Below are 17,091 nucleotides of genomic sequence, written 5' to 3' on the forward strand. Positions count from 1 at the left end.
CGGACCGGCATCACCACACAGCGGTCGCACGGCGTGTGGTGGCCGGCCCGCCTCGGACGCTCGCCGCCCCGGCGCGCCCCTACTTCAGGGACGTCTTGCGGTAGGGCAGGACGTAGTCGACCAGCCCGTACTCCTTGGCGCCTTCGGCGGTGAGGATCTTGTCCCGCTCGATGTCGCGGGAAACCTGCTCCTGGGTCTGGCCCGTGTGCCGGGCCAGCGTCTGCTCCATCTGCTCACGGATCCGCATGATCTCGTTCGCCTGGATCTCGATGTCGCTGGCCTGGCCGTGGGTGCCCTCGGTCGCGGGCTGGTGGATCAGCACGCGGGCGTTGGGCAGGCAGCCGCGCTTGCCCTTGGTCCCGCCGGCGAGCAGCACCGCGGCCGCGGAGGCGGCCTGGCCGATGCACACCGTCTGGATGTCGGGGCGCACGAACTGCATCGTGTCGTAGATGGCCATCAGCGCGGTGAAGGAGCCGCCCGGGGAGTTGATGTACATCTGGATGTCCCGGTCAGCGTCGATCTGCTCAAGCGTGATGAGCTGCGCCATGATGTCGTTGGCGGAGGTGTCGTCGATCTGCACCCCGACGAAGATGATCCGCTCTTCAAAGAGCTTGTTGTAGGGGTTCATCTCCTTGACGCCGTACGACGTGCGTTCGACGTAGGAGGGCAGGATGTAGCGGCTCTGCGGGCTCATCGGCGCCATGCCGCCGCCATAGGGGCTGGGGTTGTACTCGGTCATGTTCTGGCCTTCCACAGTGCACCTGTCCACACGGATGGGTTCGCCGGTCACCCGGCCTGCGACTGCTCCCCGGTCACGTCGAGGGTTCCCTCGAGCACCTCGTCGATGAAGCCGTAGTCCTTGGACTCCTGGGCGGTGAACCAGCGGTCGCGGTCGGCGTCCTTCTCGATCTGCTCCTGGGCCTGGCCGGTGTGCAGCGAGACGCGCTCGAAGAACATCCGCTTCACGTACAGCAGCTGGTCGGCCAGGATGCGGATGTCGGAGGCGGTGCCTCCGATCCCGCCGGAGGGCTGGTGCATCATGACGCGGGTGTGCGGCAGCGCGTAGCGCTTGCCGGGCGCGCCGGCGCACAGCAGGAGCTGGCCCATGGACGCCGCCATTCCCATCCCCACCGTGCGGACGTGGTTGGGGATGTACTGCATGACGTCGTAGATGGCCATGCCGGCGGTAACCGAACCGCCGGGCGAGTTGATGTAAAGCGTGATGTCGCGCTGGCGGTCCTCGGCCGACAGCAGCAGCAGCTCGCCCACGATGCGGTTGGCGATCTCGTCGTCGACCTGCTGGCCGAGGAAGACGATGCGCTGGCGCAGCAGGCGCTGGGACGTATGCTCGTACATCGAGGGAAAAGGCGACTCGGGCGTACGGGCGTCGATTCCCTGGGACTCATTGAAGGTCGGCGGCACTCTCGTCACCTGCTCCGGACTCGAAACGGTTGCGACGCCTGCGACACTAACGCCCGCAGCGGTTCGGCTCGCACGATTGGCGGGCCTGTTCGCTTTGAGCGCAGGTGGCCGCGGCGCCTGCCTGGACTTTCCGCAATGAGCGAACGAGCCCCGCGCCGACCCGGGCGGGCGGTGCGGGGCTCGAATGCTCGTGATGCGACAACGCGCGGTACCTCTCCCCGGGCGGGGCACAGGCAGCGGACTACCTCTGCTCGGCCTCGGCGCTGTCGCGGACCTCGGGGCTGTCGGACCCGGTGTCCAGCTCCTCGGCTCCCTCGGCGACCGCGGCCTCGGCGTCGGCGGCCGACTCGGCCTCGCCGGCACCGGCCTCGTCCTCGGTCTCCCGCTCGACCACGTTGCCGGACTCGTCGGTGATGGTGGCCTTCTCCATCACCAGGTCCAGCGCCTTGGCCCGGACGACCTCGGTGTAGGCCACCTGGATCTGGTTGGACTCGACGAGGTGGTTGGCGAGCTGGTCGGGCGAGACGCCCATGCGCTGGGCCTGCTCCACGACGTACTGGGTGAGCTCGCTGTTGTCAGCCGAGAGCTCCTCCTCGATCGCGATCTGGTCCAGGATGAACCCGGCCTTGACCGCGGAGGTGGCGCCCGTCTTGAGCTCCTCCTCGAACTCCTCCTCCGACTGGCCCTGGGACTCCAGATAGGACTCCTTGCTCAGGCCGCTCTGGGAGAGCTGCTGCTCCAGGCTCTGGTTGCGGCGGTCGACCTCCTCGCCGACCACGGAGTCGGGCAGCGGGATCTCGACCGACTCGACCAGCTTCTCCAGGGCGCGGTCGCGGCCCTGGTTGAGCTGCTGGAGGCGGCGGACCTGCGCCATCCGCGAGCGGATGTCGGCGCGCAGCTCCTCCATGGTGTCGAACTCGCTGGCCATCTGCGCGAACTCGTCGTCGAGCTCCGGCAGCTCCTTGACCTTGACGCTGTGCACCGTGACGGTGACGTCGGCGTCCTGGCCCTCGTACTCGCCGCCGACGAGCTTGGTGGAGAAGGTGGCCGACTCCTCCTCGGACATGCCCTCGAGGGCGTCGTCGAGGCCTTCGAGGATGGTGTTGGTGCCGACCTCGTAGGAGAGGCCGCTGGTCTGCACGTCCTCGAGCGGCTCGCCGTCGACGGAGGCGGAGAGGTCGATGGAGACGTGGTCGCCCTGCTGGACCGGCCGCCCGGCGCCGACGAGGGTGGAGAAGCGCTCGCGCAGGTTGCCCACCTGCTCCTCGACCTGCTCCTCGGTCGCCTCGGCGTCGTCGACGGTGACCTGCATGCCCTCGTAGTCGGGCACCTCGAACTTGGGTCGGACGTCGACCTCGGCCGTGAAGGCGAGCTCGTCGTTGTCCTCCAGTTTGGTGACCTCCACGTCGGGCTGGCCGAGAGCGAAGATCTCCTCCTTCTGGATGGCCTCGTTGTACAGCTCCGGGACGGCGTGGTTCACCGCTTCGCTGATCACCGCTCCGCGCCCGACGTGCCGGTCGATCAGCCGAGCGGGCGCCTTGCCGGGGCGGAAGCCCTTGATGCGCACCTGCTTGGCGAGCGACTTGTAGGTCACGTCGAAGGCATGCTCAAGTTCCTCGAAGGGAACCTCGATGGTCAGCTTGACCCGGGTCGGGCTGAGCTCCTCGACATCGGTCTTCACGGGGCGGTACTCCTAGATTGCGGGCAGTTTTCCGGGACGACCCGGCACGCAGGGCACACTCCCGGCCACCGGACTGACGTACCGGCAGGCCGGCGCAGGCTGTGTGTCACCGAGCTGCGGGGCCCGAGACTGGCTTTGGCGTTTTCCTGCTGATCGTGCCAAGTCTAGGGCAGTCAGAGCGGCCCTCACGGCGCACGCGGCACGCGCCCGGCGCCACGAGTCTTCTTGTCGGGGAGGCGGGATTCGAACCCGCGGCCTCATGCTCCCAAAGCATGCGCGCTAACCAAGCTGCGCTACTCCCCGTGAACCTCGCGCCGGTGCCCGCGAAAATTTGGCACAACCCGCGCTGCGAAGACTGTAGTCTGGTCTCCGTCGGCCCCACGAGTCTAGAGGAAACTCCGGGGCACTGACGCCACGCGGGCGTAGTTCAATGGTAGAACTCCAGCCTTCCAAGCTGGCCATGCGGGTTCGATTCCCGTCGCCCGCTCCACAGAGCAAAGGGCCAGGTCAGCCGGGAGAACCGGCGGGCCTGGCCCTTGGTCGTCGAGGGTGCTGATCGGCGCGAGCGCCGCCCGGTTCCGGCACGGCCGGGCGCCGCGAGGCGGCGGTCGGCGGGGCCCCGTTGTCAGGGCACCGGGTTCTGCTCGGGCGTGGGGTGTCGGGCGGGCGCTGCCTTCGTCCCCCTGCGGCCGAACCACGCCAGGAGCGCGCCGGCGATCAGCAGCGGGTCGGCGACCAGCCATCCCATCGACACCGCGATGAAGCCGCCGATGCCGGACAGCGGCGGCGGTGCCGACCGGGGGTGCGCGGGCAGGCGCCGGGAGCGGCGCGGGCGGTCAGGGCTCCGTTCCGGGGCCGCCTCCGGGGCCGCTCTTGGGTTCGGGCTGCGGGGGCGGACGGGCGGTGACCGCCCCTGGCCTGCCGCTGCCGAACCAGGCGAGAAGTGCGCCGACGATCAGCAGCGGTCCGGCGACAATCCATGCCGTCGACACCGCGAGGAAGCCGCCGACACCGGAGACCAGAAGCAGCAGGGCGGCGGTCTTGGACGCTCCTCTGACCAGCGCGCCACCGATGACCGCCGCGACGCCGATGAACCCGGCAGTGAAGGCGAGCCCGACGAAGTTTCCCGGGCCCCCGTTCTCGAAGGTCGAGCCGAGGCCGCCGACGAGCAGCGCGCCGAACCCGCCGATGAGGCCGATCACGACTCCGATGCCGCCGAGGATCATCGCGGTGATCAGCATGCGGGGAGCGTGCACCTTGTCCTCCATGATCTCCCCGCGCCTGCACGCCCGCATCAGCGACTCCTCCGCGCTGCGCTACCGGCTTATGCCACTCCCTTTCAACCCTCCTCGGGCTGGAGTCGCGCGGCTACCATCGCAGCGAACCGGTATCCCCAAGGGAGGACAATCGCCCGAGGGAGTCGGGAGGCGCGGCAGCGGGCTCACTCCCCCGTTCGGCCGTTGAGGCGGTCGTGGCGCTGGCGGGCTGCCTGCGGGGTGCTGAGGCCGAGCCCGAAGGCGATCTCCTGCCAGGTCATGTCGCGGCCGCGGGCCATGGTGAGCAGGCCCGACTCCAGGGCGTCGAGGTCGGCGCGCATGCGCGGGGCCAGGGTGAGCGCCGCGTTGATGTCGGTGTGGTCCGGTTCCTCCTCGCCCGGTTCGCGCTCGGCGCCGCCGGCCGCGAGGTCGTGGACCCGGCGGACGGCGTCGAGCGGCTCCATGACCATGGAGTCCTCCTCCCAGCGGCGGCGGGCCTCGCCGGCCGCGTGGCGCCGGGTGATGTGGAACAGGGCGGTGTACTCGCGCTCGCGGCGGGCCGCGTCGGCGGAGGGCGGGGTGAAGGCGGTGGCGGGGTCGCGGCTGCTGCCGGTCATGGGTCCCTCCGGATCGGTTCGCCGGCGTCATGGACGCGTCCGGCACGTCGGACGCGATGTTGAACATTATGTTTTCAACGTATCGTGTTGAACACTTTGTTTGCAACGGAATACCGGACCGCGCGGATATGTTGTCTGTGCGGGCGGAGCCGGATGGGTAGCCGACCGAGGTAGCTGTGCCGGCCGTGAAGGTGAGTGATGACGAACCCTGATCCGCTGCAGGTGCCCTCTCTGACGCTGCGCTGGTTCTCCCGGCCCGACTCCCCTGCCGCTCCCGTCGTGGTCACCGGCGCCTTCGACGTGCTGCACGTGGGGCACGTCCGGTTCCTCTCCGACGTCCGGCGGCGCCGGCCCGACCTTCCGCTGGTTGTAGGGGTGGAGGACGACGCGCGTGTACGCGGGTGGAAGGGCCCCAGCCGGCCGGTGAACCCCGATGACGAGCGCGCCGAGGTGCTGTCCGCGCTGAGCTGCGTGGACGGGGTCTTCGTGATCTCCGGCCCCGGCGACGTGACGAGCTGGGACGCCTATGCCGACCTCCTGCGCCCCCTGGGCATCGCGGCGCTGGCCTTCACCGACGGCGACCCGCACACCGAGGCCAAGCGGCGCGGCGCGGACGCGCTCGGCGCCGAGGCGTGGGAGATGCCCATGACCCGGGGCCGCTCGACCAGCGCCGCGCTGAGCCGCCTGTCCGGGTCCCCGTAGCTTCCGCCGGAGCCCGGAGTCTGTCGAGGCTCCGAACCCCTGGGGGCCCGGAGCCTCGCAGCGGTCGCCGACCCGCCCGGCCGCGGCCGCCTCCCCTTCGGCCTCCCGCACGGCTTCCCTCCCGGCCCGCCCCACTGCACCGCGCGGGCGAGCCGGTAGCCTCCCCACGCCCCCGCATCCGCGCGGAGCAGCGGGGAAGCAGGTATGTGTCGGCGGTGTTGACACATCCGTACGAACACCTGTCCGCGACCTCCTGCGACCTGTGGCAACGGGCGCCGGGATCGCGGCTGAGACGGATTGGAACGGGGTAGCGCCATGATGACGGGCGGGATGGGCGGCGGCCCCCCGATTTACCGGTCGCTGGTCAACGACGGCAGCGCGAAGCGCACCAGCCTGCCGCCGGGCACCGTCCGGCGCATCGCGGACTACGCCCGGCCGCACTGGCGCGCGATCGTGCTCTTCCTGCTGGCGACCTCCGTCAGCTCCGGCATCGTCGTCGCCAACCCGCTGCTCCTCAAGGCCATCATCGATCGGGGCGTATCGCAGCAGGACACCTCGCTGGTGGCGATGCTGGCCGTCGGGGTCGCGCTGCTCGCGGTGTTCGAGGCCGCGCTCGGCCTGACCAGCCGCTGGCTGTCCTCGCGCATCGGCGAGGGCGTCATCTACCTGCTGCGCACGCAGGTCTTCCGGCACGTCCAGCGCATGCCGCTGGCCTTCTTCACCCGCACCCAGACCGGCTCGCTCATCAGCCGCCTCAACACCGACGTCGTCGGCGCCCAGCGCGCGATCACCTCGGTGCTGCAGTCGGTGGTCTCCAACCTCATCAGCGCGGTCGCCGTGATCACGACGATGGCGCTGCTGTCGTGGCAGATCACCCTGATCGCGCTGCTGCTGGTCCCGCTGTTCCTCCTGCCGGCGAAGCTGATCGGCCGCAAGGTCGCCGAGATCTCCCGCGACGGGATGGACCTCAACGCCGGCATGAGCTCGCTGATGACCGAGCGGTTCAACGTCGGCGGTGCGATGCTGGTCAAGCTCTACGGCCGCCCCGAGGAGGAGGCCGACTCGTTCGCCGAGCGCGCCGCGCGCGTACGCGACGTCGGCGTCGCCCAGGCGGTCTACGGCGGGCTGCTGTTCACCATGATCGGGCTGATCACCTCGCTGGCCACCGCGGTGGTCTACGGCGTCGGCGGCAACCTGGTCATCGGCGGCGCCTTCGAGCTGGGCACGCTCGTCGCCATGACGACCCTGCTCACGCGCCTCTACGCGCCCATCACGGCACTGTCGAACGTGCACGTGGAGGTCATGACGGCGCTGGTCAGCTTCGACCGCGTGTTCGAGGTGCTCGACCTGAAGCCGATGATCGCGCAGAGCGCCGACGCCCGCGACCTGCCCGACGGCCCGCTGTCGGTGGAGTTCGACGGCGTCTCCTTCCGCTACCCCACCGCCGACGAGTCGTCGCTGGAGTCGCTGGAGCTGACCCCGCAGGCCGAGACCACGGCCGACACCCAGGTCCTCAGCGACGTGTCCTTCACCGCCGAGGCCGGCCGGCTCGTCGCTCTGGTGGGCCCCTCGGGTGCCGGCAAGACGACGCTGACCCACCTGGTGTCGCGGCTGTACGACCCGTTGGAGGGCTCGGTGCGCATCGGCGGCGTCGACCTGCGCGAGGCGACCGACCGCTCGCTGCGCGACGCCACGGGCGTGGTGACCCAGGACCCGCAGCTCTTCCACGACACCGTGGGAGCCAACCTGCGCTACGCACGCCCCGACGCCACCGACGAGGAGCTGGTCGAGGCCATGCGCGCCGCGCAGCTGGAGAGCCTGCTGGCCAACCTGCCCGACGGCCTGGACACGATGGTCGGCGACCGGGGCTACCGCCTCTCCGGCGGCGAGAAGCAGCGGCTGGCGATCGCGCGCCTGCTGCTCAAGGCGCCCTCGGTGGTGGTGCTGGACGAGGCGACCGCGCACCTGGACTCGGAGTCCGAGGCGGCGGTGCAGGAGGCGCTGCGCACCGCGCTCGCCGGGCGCACCTCACTGGTGATCGCGCACCGCCTGGCGACCGTGCGGGAGGCCGACCAGATCCTGGTGCTGGAGGACGGCCGGATTCTGGAGCGGGGCACCCACGAGGAGCTGCTGCGCGAGGGCGGCCTGTACACGGCGCTGTACCGCACCCAGTTCGCCTCGCAGGAGAAGGAGGAGCGGGGCACCGCCGCCACGCGCGCCTGAGCGCTCAGGCGGCCGCGCATCGGCCCCGCGCCTTCGCCGGGCGGGCAGGGACCGGAGCCTGCGCCGCGGCTCGCGCTCTCGCGCAATCCAGACACCCTTTCAGCTCTGCGCGCCGCGCGCAGCCGCCGGTGCGGCCGCGCCGCAGCGGCGGAGCCGCCCCCATGCGGATGGGACGCCTACGGACAACGAGATACACGTCACGCATTAATTCACTTTGCGCATTTTTTCATCAAGTGCAATCATTGAACGGGAGATGCGGAGAGCGCCTCCGGACTCGGCCGAGGAGGTGGACCATGGGCCTGCGCGAGCGCAAGAAGGCGACCACGCGGCGCGCCCTCCAGCGGGCGGCGGTCCGGTTGGCCGTCGAGCGCGGCTCGGAGCACGTGACCGTCGACGACATCGCGGCCGCCGCCGACGTCTCCAAGCGCACGTTCTTCAACTACTTCTCCTCCAAGGAGGAGGCGATCGTCGGCGACGGGCCGCCGCGCCCGGACGACGAGGCCCGTGCGGTCTTCGTCGCCCACGGCCCCACCGGCGACCTGCTGGACGACCTGAAGATCTTCCTGTTCTCCCCGCTGGCCGACTCCGACGCGGAGGACCTGGGCCAGCGGCTGGCCGACGTCCACGAGCGCAAGCGGCTCGCGCAGCGGGAGCCGCACCTGGTGCCGCGGGTCATGGCCGCCTTCGCCGACATGGAGCGGTACGTGGGCGAAAGCGTCGCCGAGCGCCTCGGCGAGGACCCCGACGACATCCGCCCGCAGATCGTCGCGTCGCTGGGTATCACCGCCATGCGGTTCTCCATGCGCCGGCTGCAGACCCATGCGGGCGCCGACGGCTCCGCGGACGCCCGGGACGACGTGTCCGAGCTCCGCGCACTGTTCGACCAGGCCTTCGACGCGCTCCGCCGCACCTTCCGCCCGGCTGCCTAGAACACGCACCGGTCCACACGCAGCGGACGGCCTCCCCGCACGGCGGGGCGCTTGGTCCGCACCACATCCGACCAGGGAAGCGAGAATCCGCCGATGACATCGACTCGGGGGCAGCAGCCGCCCGGGCCCGCGCCGGAGCAGGACTCCGCGGGGCCGCTACCGCGGCGCACGGTGATGTGGGTTTTCTTCGGGGTCATGCTGACGATGCTGCTCGGCGCCCTGGACCAGACCATCGTCTCCACGGCCCTGCCGACCATCGTGGGCGAGCTGAACGGACTGGAGCACCTCTCCTGGGTGGTCACCGCCTACATGCTGGCCGCCACCGTCGGCATGCCGATCTACGGGAAGGCCGGCGACCTCTTCGGCCGCAAGGTCGTGTTCCAGTTCGCCATCATCGTGTTCCTTTTGGGGTCGGTGCTGTGCGGCATGGCCCAGGACATGAACCAGCTCATCCTCTTCCGCGCCCTGCAGGGCATCGGCGGCGGCGGGCTGATGATCAGCGCGCAGGCCATCATCGCCGACATCGTCTCCGCCCGCGACCGCGGTCGCTACATGGGCTTCATCGGCGGCGTCTTCGGCCTCGCGTCGGTCGCCGGCCCGCTGCTGGGCGGGGTGTTCACCGACCACCTCTCCTGGCGCTGGATCTTCTACATCAACCTGCCGCTGGGCGCCGCCGCGCTGCTGGTCACCAGCATCGTGCTGAAGCTGCCCCGGCCGTCGGGCCCGCGCCCCCGGCTGGACTACGCGGGCACGCTCCTGCTGGCCGCGGCCAGCGTGTGCCTGGTACTGGTCAGCAGCTGGGGCGGCACCGAGTACGACTGGTCCAGCCCGGTGATCATCGGCCTGGGCGCCGGCGCCGCGGCCGCCGCAGCGCTGTTCGTGCTCGCCGAGCGCTACGCGGCCGAGCCCATCATCCCGCTGCGCCTGTTCGCCGACCGCGAGTTCGTGCTGACCTCGCTGGTGGGCATCACCGTGGGCATCGCGATGTTCTCCACGGTGTCCTACCTGCCGACCTTCCTGCAGATGGTCAACGGCGCCAGCGCCACGGAGTCGGGGCTGCGGATGATCCCGATGGTCGCGGGCATGCTGACCGCCACCATCACCACCGGCCAGATCATCAGCCGGACCGGGCGCTACAAGGTCTGGCCGATCGCCGGCACCGCGGTGATCACCGCCGGCCTGGTGCTGCTCTCGCGGATGGACGCCGACACCTCCTACCTGTACAACGCGTCGGCCATGCTGGTGCTCGGCCTGGGTGTGGGCATGGTGATGCAGAACCTGGTGCTGATCGTGCAGAACTCGGCGCCGCAGCGCTACCTCGGCACGGCCACCTCGGCCACCAACTACTTCCGCCAGATCGGCGCCTCGCTCGGCATCGCGGTGTTCGGCTCGATCTTCGTCAGCCGGCTCAACGACGAGGTGGCCGCCATGCCCGGTGCGGCCTCGTCCCAGTTGCAGGCCCGGGGCGGCGAGGCCGGGCTGAGCTCGCTGACCCCGGACATGCTGGCGCGGATGCCCGAGCAGGCCCAGCAGCTGATCGTGCACGCCTTCGCCGACGCCCTGCCGCCGATCTTCATCTACGGCGTGCCGGTCGTGCTGCTCGGATTCGTGCTGGCGTTCTTCATCCGCGAGAAGGCGCTGGCCACCACAGTGGGCACGAGCGGCGGCGACGCGGAGGGCGGCGCCGGCGGCGACCCGAAGCCCGCCGCGGCCCCGGTCGGCGACTAGCCACAAGCGGGAGCCGCGGGGCAGGGGCCCGCTGCGGGCGGCCTACGGGGGGCGGCCGCAGCGGTCCCAAGCGGGTGCGGGGCGGACGCCGGGCACGCGGCCGCCCCGCACCCCTCTCGCAGAAGTAGACCCGCCCCGGCCGGGGCGGCTCGGCGCGAACCTACTCCTTCGCCCGCTTCGCCGGCTTCTCGGTGCGGCCCCCGCCGCCGGCCTTCCTCCGCTTGCGGCTCTTCCCGGCCTGCTTGCCGTCCTCGCCGTCGTTGCCGTCCTTGCCGTCCGGCCTGCCGGGCGGCCGCGTCCCGGACGGGCCCTCCCCGCCCTTCGCGGCCTTTCTCGCCTTCTTGTCCTTCTTGGACTTCTTCTTGTCGTTCTTGGACTTCCTGCCGCTCTTCCCTTCGGGCGGCTCCCCCGCCCCATCCGTCCGGGCGGCCGCACTGCGACTCTTCTGCGCCTTACCCTTCTTCGCCTTCTCGGCCTTCTTGTCCTTTTTCGCCTTTTTGGACTTCTTGTCCTTCTTCGGCTTCTTGGCGTCCTTGGACGTGACGCGCTCCGCCAGGGACTCCGGCAGCGGCGCAGTGCCGGGTCCGCCCGCGCGGATCCAGTCGTCGAGGTCGTCGATCAGCCGGTCCTCGGTGAACCCGCCGAGCCAGACCGGTCGCCCGCCCCCCTCGCGCCCCTCCGCCGAGGGCTGCACGACCACGACGTTGGCCTGGAAGCACGGCCCAAGACAGGTGCTCGTGCGCACGGGGACGTCGCGCCCGGCGCCGTCGCGCAGGCCGCTCAGCCGCTTCAGCTGGCCCTCGTGGTCGACGCCGGGCCGCTTCTCGGCCGTGCCGCAGCAGCAGCCGCGGCACACGATCAGTCGGCAGGGTCGGCCTGTCGGGGTCACCGGTGTCTGCTCCTCGCTGGCCGGCGGTGGTGGCCGTCCGCGCTCCCGGGGGTTCGCGGCACACGGCCCTCGACACCACGGTATCCAGACATTTCAGACAGCCGACACGCCGCCGCCGCCGGAGAACGCCGCTACCCTGGACCGGTGACCTCCCCGACCTCTCCCGTCCTCGCAGCCGACGGTGTCGACGTCGCCCGATCCGGCAAGAAGCTCCTCGACCACGTGAGCGTGGTCGTCCGCCCCGGAGAGCACTGGGCCCTGCTCGGGCCCAACGGCGCCGGCAAGAGCACGCTGCTCAGCCTGCTCAGCGCCGAGCAGCACCCCACGCGCGGCACCGTCGAGGTGCTCGGCCGGCGGCTCGGCCGCACCGACGTCCGCGAGCTGCGGCGCCACATCGGCCACGTCAACCCGCGCCACGATCTGCGCTCCGCGCTGAGCGGCCGCGACATCGTGCTGACCGGCGCCACCGGCAGCATCGAGCCGCCGCCGCGCTGGCGCCCCTCCCCAGAGCAGGCGGCCCGCGCCGACGCCCTCATGGAGACGATGGGCGTGGGCGCGCTGCGCGACGACACCTGGCCGACGCTCTCCCAAGGCGAGCGCGGCCGGCTGCTGATCGCCCGCGCGCTTATGCCGGCACCCGGCTGCTCCTGCTCGACGAATCGGCCTCCGGGCTCGACGTCGCCGCCCGCGAGCAGCTGATCACCGGCATCGACGAACTGCGCCGCGAGCACCCTGAGCTGGCCACCGTGCTGGTGACCCACCACCTGGAGGAGCTGCCCGCCTCGACCACGCACGCCCTGCTGCTGCGCGCCGGCCAGGTCGTCGCGTCGGGAGAGGCCGAGGAGACGCTGGCCACCAAGCCGGTCACCGCCTGCTTCGACCACCCCATCGCCATCGAGCGCCGCGGCGGCCGCTGGAGCGCGCGGACCGACGACGCCTCGGCCTGAGCACCGTCCGGCCCGGACCTCGGTGCCGAATCGCACACGACGCGGCGGCCGCGGACCGCGGGTTCGTGGTCCGCGACCGCCGCGGTGCGCCGCGTAGCGGTGCGGGCGCCTAGCGCTGCCCCTGCTCGCCGGAGCCGCCCTGGTCCCGGTTCTGCTGCTGGTCGTCGGACAGGTACTCCGTCGCCTTGTCCCCGGCCTTGTCGATCTTGTCGTCGTACTTGCCGCCGGTCTTCTGCTTGGCGAAGTCCTTCACCTTGCCGACGCCCTGCTCGACCTTCCCGCTGTGCTCGCCGACCTTGCGCTTGAGCCTGTCGAACGCGCTGCCTTCGGACATGTCGCCCACCCCCTGTCGGACACGTCGGGGCTTGTCCGGTCGCCCTCCGCGATACCCGGCCAGCAGCGCGTTATTCCTCCTGTGGGTAATCCGCAGACGGCGGCTCGGGCGGGGCCGTCCGGCCGACCGCCGCCGGTGTCACACGCCCAGGATCAGCCGCGCGACCGTGAAGTAGATCAGCAGCCCGGTCGCGTCGACGAGGGTCGAGACCAGGGGCGCCGAGACCACAGCGGGGTCCACTCCCACGCGGCGGGCGAGCAGCGGCATCGTGCTGCCGATGATCGCCGCCCAGGTGCAGATGGCGATCACCGAGGCGGCGACGACCACCGCGATGTGCGCACCCACCAGCGCCGTGCCGATGAGCATCGCGATCGCGGCGAGCATCAGTCCCAGCAGCAGGCCCACCCGCGACTCCTTCCAAGCCACCTTGGGCAGGTCGCGCAGCCGCACCTCGCCCACCGCCAGGGCGCGCACGATCGCGGTGGCCGACTGGGAGCCGACGTTGCCGCCCGTTCCGGTCAGCATCGGCACGAACAGCGCGAGCGCGGTCACCTGCTCCAGGGTCGCCTCGAAGCCCTGCATGACGTTGACCGTCAGCGTGGCCGCGACGATCAGCAGCAGCAGCCAAACCGAGCGTGCACGGGCCAGGCGCACGACGCCCGCGGCGACGTAGTGCCCGGCCACCGGGCTGGCGCCGGACTGGCGGGCGATGTCCTCGGAGTCGGCCGCCTCGATCAGTTCCAACGCGTCGTCGAAGGTCAGCAGACCCACGAAGCGCTCCTCGGAGTCCACCACCGGCATCGCGACCATGTTGGCCTGCTGCATCAGCCGGGCGGCCTCCTCGGCCGGCTCGGTGGCGCTCACCCGCGGCACCAGCACGTCGACGATGTCCTTGACCAGGCTGTCGTCGTCGCTGATCACGAGGTCGCTGAGCTGCACGGTGCCGGCCAGGCGGCGGCCGTCGTCGACCACCGGAAGCGTGTAGACCGTCTCGGCGTCGGCGCCCTTGGCCCGCACCACCTCCAGGGCGCGCCCGACGGTCAGGTCGCGGTGCAGGATGACGGTCTCGGGGGTCATGTAGCGCCCGACCGAGCCCTCCGGGTAGCCCAGCAGTGCCGCGGTCATCTTGCGCTGGGCCGGGCTGAGGCCGGCCAGGGCGCGGGTGGCGATCTTGGCGGGGGCCTCGCCGATGAGCCGCGCCCGGTCGTCGGGGTCCATCGACTCCAGCAGCTCGTGGAACGCCGTGGCGCGCAGTCCCAGCAGGATCTCCTGCTGGTGGACCGGGTCGAGCTCCTCGAAGACCTCCAGCTCGCGGTCCTTGTCCAACAGCCGGAAGGGGACCAGGGCTATATGACTGGAGACGCGTTCCAGCTCGTCGGCGATCTCATAGGGCTGGTGCTCGGCCAGCCACAACCGGATGCCGGTGAGGTCGTTGGCTTCGACCAGCTCGGTCAGCTCCGCGCCGGAGTCGTCTTCGGCCATGCTGAGCACCCCCTCCTGACGAACGCGAAAACTCCGCTGGGGCGCGGGGGCCTCTGGACACGGCAACGAGGCACCACTGGTCTGCCCGGGGAACACGACGACCCTACCGCCACGTGCGCGGCGCCCGGGACGCTGCGGCCGCGGGCGGTCTCAGTCGCGCCAGATCACCACGAGCGCGGTGTCGTCGTTCTTGCCCTTGCTGAGCGAGTTGACGATGGTCTCCGCGCCGGCGCCGAAGCCCTGGAGTGCGGCGGTGTCGGCCGCGCCGAGCAGGCGGTCCACTCCGGCGTCGAGGTCCTCGCCGGGGGTCTCGATCAGCCCGTCGGTGTAGAGCATGATGGCGTCGCCGGGGCGCAGCCGCCCCTTGACCGGGGTGTACTGGGTCTCGGGCATCACGCCCAGCACGATCCCCTTGGCCTCGGTGGAGGACCACCGTCCGGCGCCGTAGTCGAACTGCATCGCCGGCGGGTGGCCCGCCGAGGCGAGCAGGTAGTCGCCGCTCTCCAGGTCCAGGCTCAGGTGCACCGCCGTCACGAAGCCCTCGCCGAGGGCCGTGCCGATGAGGTGGTCGTTGCAGTGGGCGAGGAACTCGCCGCTGGGCACGGCCGAGATCAGGCCGCTGAATGCGCCTGAGAGCAGCAGGGCGCGGGTGCCGGCGTCGACGCCCTTGCCGGAGACGTCGACCACCGCCACCTCCAGGCGGTCGCCCTGGCGCATGGAGACGACGAAGTCGCCGCCGAAGGAGGAGCCGCCGGCCTGGCGCAGCACCGCGGTTCCGCCCCAGCCGTGCGGCAGGCGGGGCAGTTCGCCCTGGGCGCGCAGCCGGTCGCGCAGTTCCAGCAGCATCCGCTCCCCGCTCAGCCCCTGCATGCCCAGGCGCTCGCGCACACCCGAGAGCAGATAGGCCACCACCGCGGTCGCGCCGATGGTCACCAGCAGCCCGGGGCCGACCTGGGAGAAGTCCAGGGTGAAGGCGGTGAACAGCAGCACCGCGGCGTCCACCCCGAGCAGGAACGCCAGGCTCTTGCGTTTGAGCAGCAGGCCGCCCGCCACCACGGTGACGATCACGGCGCTGGGCGGGAACCATCCGGGCGGGCCCCAGACCGCGCCCACGCCGATGCCGACCGCCAGCAGCACCAGAGTGATCAGCACCAGCCGGTAGCGGAAGAGCACCTTGCGCCGCAGCAGCGCGGCCACGCGCTGCCACAGGGAGCGCACATGGCGGAGGGCGCGGGCTGTGGGCTTGGCGTTCATTGTGCCCGCACTGTAGCGCGCACGGCCGCCCCCGGCACGCCGCCCCTGCTGCCCCGACGCCGCTGTCCCCGGTATGGGACCAACCGATATCCCCCCAGCTGACACACCGAATCCCGTATACAACCCCGCACGTTCCAGTATGGGCGGATAATGGCCCGTCCGTCAGTCCGGTGCGGAGATCTCAGGCGATTCGCGGCGAAATCACAGTCCGGGACACCCGGAAAACGGGCTGCGGTCCGGTCACAACCGGTGAGCGAAAAACCGCTCGCGCCGGAATGCGGACGGTGATAGAGACAGTGGATATGTCCTTCTCCCCTGAATCCTCCGCTCACGAGGCGGATCCGGACCCGGGCGCGCGGTGGGACGTCCGGGTGCCCGAGGAGTCCGAGCTGCCCGCGGCCGTCCACGTCGTCCACGAGGCGCTGCTGATCCCCGACTACGACTTCCAGGAGGTGCGGGAGAGCGTCGAGGCCGACCGCACCCTGGCGGCCTACGACGGGGCCCGCTGTGTGGGCGCGGCCGGAGTCCACTCCTTCACCATGACCATGCCCGGCGGCCCGCGCCGGGTGGCCGGGGTCACCGACGTGGGCGTGTGGCCCACCCACCGGCGCCGCGGCGTCCTCAGCGCGCTGATGCGCCGGCAGCTGGCCGACATCCGCGACCGGGGCGAGGACGTGGCCGCGCTGTTCGCCTCCGAGGGAGGCATCTACGGCCGCTTCGGCTACGGACCGGCGGCGGCGGCCGTGGACTTCGACGTGCACACCCGCGAGGCCGCTCTGCGCCCCGAGGCGCCGCGCGACCCGGCCCTGCGGCTGCGCCTGGCCGGCGCCGAGGACGTGCGCAAGGAGCTGGAGGAGGTGCACAAGGCCGCCGCGGCCCAGCGCGTCGGCGAGTTCCAGCGCGACACCTCGTGGTGGGACGCGCTGCTGCGCGACAAGCCCGCGCACCGCCGCGGCCAGAGCGCCCTGCAGTGCGCCGTCGCCGAGGACGACGCGGGCCCCCTGGGCTATGTCCTCTACCGCACCGCGCAGCGCTGGAGCGAGCACGGCGCCGCCGAGGGAAGCCTGCGGGTGAAGGAGATCTACTCCACCGCGCCGGCCGCCGCCACACTGCTGTGGGAGCACGTGCTCACCCGCGACCTGGTGCAGCGGGTCTCCCATGACATGGCCGCGCCCGACGACCCGCTGCTGCACCTGCTGGCCGATCCCTACCGCGTCCGCAGGCGCCAGGTCGACAACCTGTGGATCCGGCTCGTCGACCTGCCCGCCGCGCTGGAGAAGCGGACCTACGCGGCCCCGGTGGACGCGGTGATCGAGGTGCGCGACCGCCACTGTCCGTGGAACGCCGGCCGCTGGCGGCTGAGCGCCGACACCACCGCCGCCCGCTGCACCTCGACCGAAGCCGCGCCCGACGTCAGCCTGGACGTCTCGCACCTGGGCGCCGCCTACCTCGGCGATACCCGCCTGGGCGGCTACCTGGCCGCCGGACTGATCAGCGAGGCGGCTCCGGGAGCCGTGCACCGGCTCGACACGGCGCTGCACCGGTCCGACCGGCCGCACTGCGGCAACATCTTCTAGATCGTTGATGGGAAATCGGTGACCGTAGCGAGGACATGACGAAGGGCGCC

General features: G+C 71.3%; 17 protein-coding genes and 2 tRNA genes. 8 read left to right on the top strand and 11 right to left on the bottom strand.

Annotated elements, in window-relative coordinates; all coding sequences use genetic code 11:
- Positions 1 to 79: 79 nt before the first annotated feature.
- The 4 genes from ABEA15_RS15760 to ABEA15_RS15775 all read right to left on the bottom strand — a co-directional run bounded on the left by ABEA15_RS15760 (position 80) and on the right by ABEA15_RS15775 (position 3,406).
- Positions 80 to 739 carry an ATP-dependent Clp protease proteolytic subunit gene (locus ABEA15_RS15760; protein WP_311543648.1) on the bottom strand — a complete coding sequence of 220 codons (660 nt, stop codon included), beginning with the start codon at positions 737 to 739 and terminating at the stop codon, positions 80 to 82.
- A 47-nt stretch (positions 740 to 786) separates the two neighbouring features.
- Positions 787 to 1,392, bottom strand: coding sequence for a ClpP family protease (locus ABEA15_RS15765; protein ID WP_344145643.1), 606 nt, complete (start codon positions 1,390 to 1,392; stop codon positions 787 to 789).
- Between the two features lie 271 nt (positions 1,393 to 1,663).
- Positions 1,664 to 3,103, bottom strand: a complete 1,440-nt coding sequence (gene tig, locus ABEA15_RS15770) for a trigger factor (RefSeq protein ID WP_345557206.1) — start codon at positions 3,101 to 3,103, stop codon at positions 1,664 to 1,666.
- 228 nt (positions 3,104 to 3,331) lie between these two features.
- Positions 3,332 to 3,406, bottom strand: a tRNA-Pro gene (locus ABEA15_RS15775).
- 113 nt (positions 3,407 to 3,519) lie between these two features.
- Between ABEA15_RS15775 and ABEA15_RS15780 the strand changes: the two genes are divergently transcribed.
- Positions 3,520 to 3,593: transfer RNA gene (locus tag ABEA15_RS15780), tRNA-Gly, on the top strand.
- 135 nt (positions 3,594 to 3,728) lie between these two features.
- On the opposite strand, the gene ABEA15_RS15785 is transcribed toward ABEA15_RS15780, so the two are convergent.
- The 3 genes from ABEA15_RS15785 to ABEA15_RS15795 all read right to left on the bottom strand — a co-directional run bounded on the left by ABEA15_RS15785 (position 3,729) and on the right by ABEA15_RS15795 (position 4,976).
- Positions 3,729 to 3,851, bottom strand: a complete 123-nt coding sequence (locus ABEA15_RS15785; protein WP_345557207.1) for a hypothetical protein — start codon at positions 3,849 to 3,851, stop codon at positions 3,729 to 3,731.
- Positions 3,852 to 3,939: 88 nt separating this feature from the next.
- Positions 3,940 to 4,398 (bottom strand): hypothetical protein, encoded by a 459-nt coding sequence (locus ABEA15_RS15790; protein ID WP_345557208.1) that lies wholly within the window; start codon positions 4,396 to 4,398, stop codon positions 3,940 to 3,942.
- Between the two features lie 146 nt (positions 4,399 to 4,544).
- A complete protein-coding gene (locus tag ABEA15_RS15795; protein ID WP_345557209.1) occupies positions 4,545 to 4,976 on the bottom strand; it encodes a DNA-binding protein in 432 nt (143 codons plus the stop codon).
- A 198-nt stretch (positions 4,977 to 5,174) separates the two neighbouring features.
- Here ABEA15_RS15795 and ABEA15_RS15800 point away from each other — a divergent pair, with 198 nt between their 5' ends.
- From ABEA15_RS15800 to ABEA15_RS15815, 4 genes are all read left to right on the top strand, one after another.
- The gene (locus tag ABEA15_RS15800) at positions 5,175 to 5,678 is read left to right on the top strand and encodes an adenylyltransferase/cytidyltransferase family protein (RefSeq protein WP_345557210.1); all 504 of its coding nucleotides are present in this window, start codon (positions 5,175 to 5,177) and stop codon (positions 5,676 to 5,678) included.
- Between the two features lie 330 nt (positions 5,679 to 6,008).
- Positions 6,009 to 7,901: an ABC transporter ATP-binding protein gene (locus ABEA15_RS15805; RefSeq protein WP_344145641.1), complete on the top strand. Its 1,893-nt coding sequence runs from the start codon at positions 6,009 to 6,011 to the stop codon at positions 7,899 to 7,901.
- Between the two features lie 293 nt (positions 7,902 to 8,194).
- On the top strand, positions 8,195 to 8,830 hold the full coding sequence (locus ABEA15_RS15810) for a TetR/AcrR family transcriptional regulator (protein ID WP_345557211.1): 636 nt from the start codon (positions 8,195 to 8,197) through the stop codon (positions 8,828 to 8,830).
- A 93-nt stretch (positions 8,831 to 8,923) separates the two neighbouring features.
- Positions 8,924 to 10,558 carry an MDR family MFS transporter gene (locus ABEA15_RS15815; RefSeq protein ID WP_344145608.1) on the top strand — a complete coding sequence of 545 codons (1,635 nt, stop codon included), beginning with the start codon at positions 8,924 to 8,926 and terminating at the stop codon, positions 10,556 to 10,558.
- A 160-nt stretch (positions 10,559 to 10,718) separates the two neighbouring features.
- Here the strand turns inward: ABEA15_RS15815 and ABEA15_RS15820 are convergent, their stop codons facing one another.
- Positions 10,719 to 11,447 carry a (2Fe-2S) ferredoxin domain-containing protein gene (locus tag ABEA15_RS15820; RefSeq protein WP_345557212.1) on the bottom strand — a complete coding sequence of 243 codons (729 nt, stop codon included), beginning with the start codon at positions 11,445 to 11,447 and terminating at the stop codon, positions 10,719 to 10,721.
- Between the two features lie 144 nt (positions 11,448 to 11,591).
- Here ABEA15_RS15820 and ABEA15_RS15825 point away from each other — a divergent pair, with 144 nt between their 5' ends.
- Complete coding sequence (locus ABEA15_RS15825; RefSeq protein ID WP_345557213.1) at positions 11,592 to 12,146, top strand: ABC transporter ATP-binding protein; 555 nt, start codon at positions 11,592 to 11,594, stop codon at positions 12,144 to 12,146.
- A gap of 47 nt (positions 12,147 to 12,193) precedes the next feature.
- Positions 12,194 to 12,394: an ATP-binding cassette domain-containing protein gene (locus ABEA15_RS15830; protein ID WP_345557214.1), complete on the top strand. Its 201-nt coding sequence runs from the start codon at positions 12,194 to 12,196 to the stop codon at positions 12,392 to 12,394.
- Positions 12,395 to 12,503: 109 nt separating this feature from the next.
- Here the strand turns inward: ABEA15_RS15830 and ABEA15_RS15835 are convergent, their stop codons facing one another.
- The 3 genes from ABEA15_RS15835 to ABEA15_RS15845 form a co-directional block, all read right to left on the bottom strand.
- Positions 12,504 to 12,728, bottom strand: a complete 225-nt coding sequence (locus tag ABEA15_RS15835; RefSeq protein ID WP_344145605.1) for an antitoxin — start codon at positions 12,726 to 12,728, stop codon at positions 12,504 to 12,506.
- Positions 12,729 to 12,866: 138 nt separating this feature from the next.
- Positions 12,867 to 14,210, bottom strand: coding sequence for a magnesium transporter (gene mgtE / locus ABEA15_RS15840; protein ID WP_345557215.1), 1,344 nt, complete (start codon positions 14,208 to 14,210; stop codon positions 12,867 to 12,869).
- Between the two features lie 150 nt (positions 14,211 to 14,360).
- Positions 14,361 to 15,464: a PP2C family protein-serine/threonine phosphatase gene (locus tag ABEA15_RS15845; protein WP_344145602.1), complete on the bottom strand. Its 1,104-nt coding sequence runs from the start codon at positions 15,462 to 15,464 to the stop codon at positions 14,361 to 14,363.
- A 302-nt stretch (positions 15,465 to 15,766) separates the two neighbouring features.
- Here ABEA15_RS15845 and ABEA15_RS15850 point away from each other — a divergent pair, with 302 nt between their 5' ends.
- Positions 15,767 to 17,041 carry a GNAT family N-acetyltransferase gene (locus ABEA15_RS15850; protein WP_345557216.1) on the top strand — a complete coding sequence of 425 codons (1,275 nt, stop codon included), beginning with the start codon at positions 15,767 to 15,769 and terminating at the stop codon, positions 17,039 to 17,041.
- Positions 17,042 to 17,091 lie beyond the last annotated feature (50 nt).

The sequence above is a fragment of the Streptomonospora halophila genome (assembly GCF_039542725.1).
GTDB lineage: Bacteria > Actinomycetota > Actinomycetes > Streptosporangiales > Streptosporangiaceae > Streptomonospora > Streptomonospora halophila.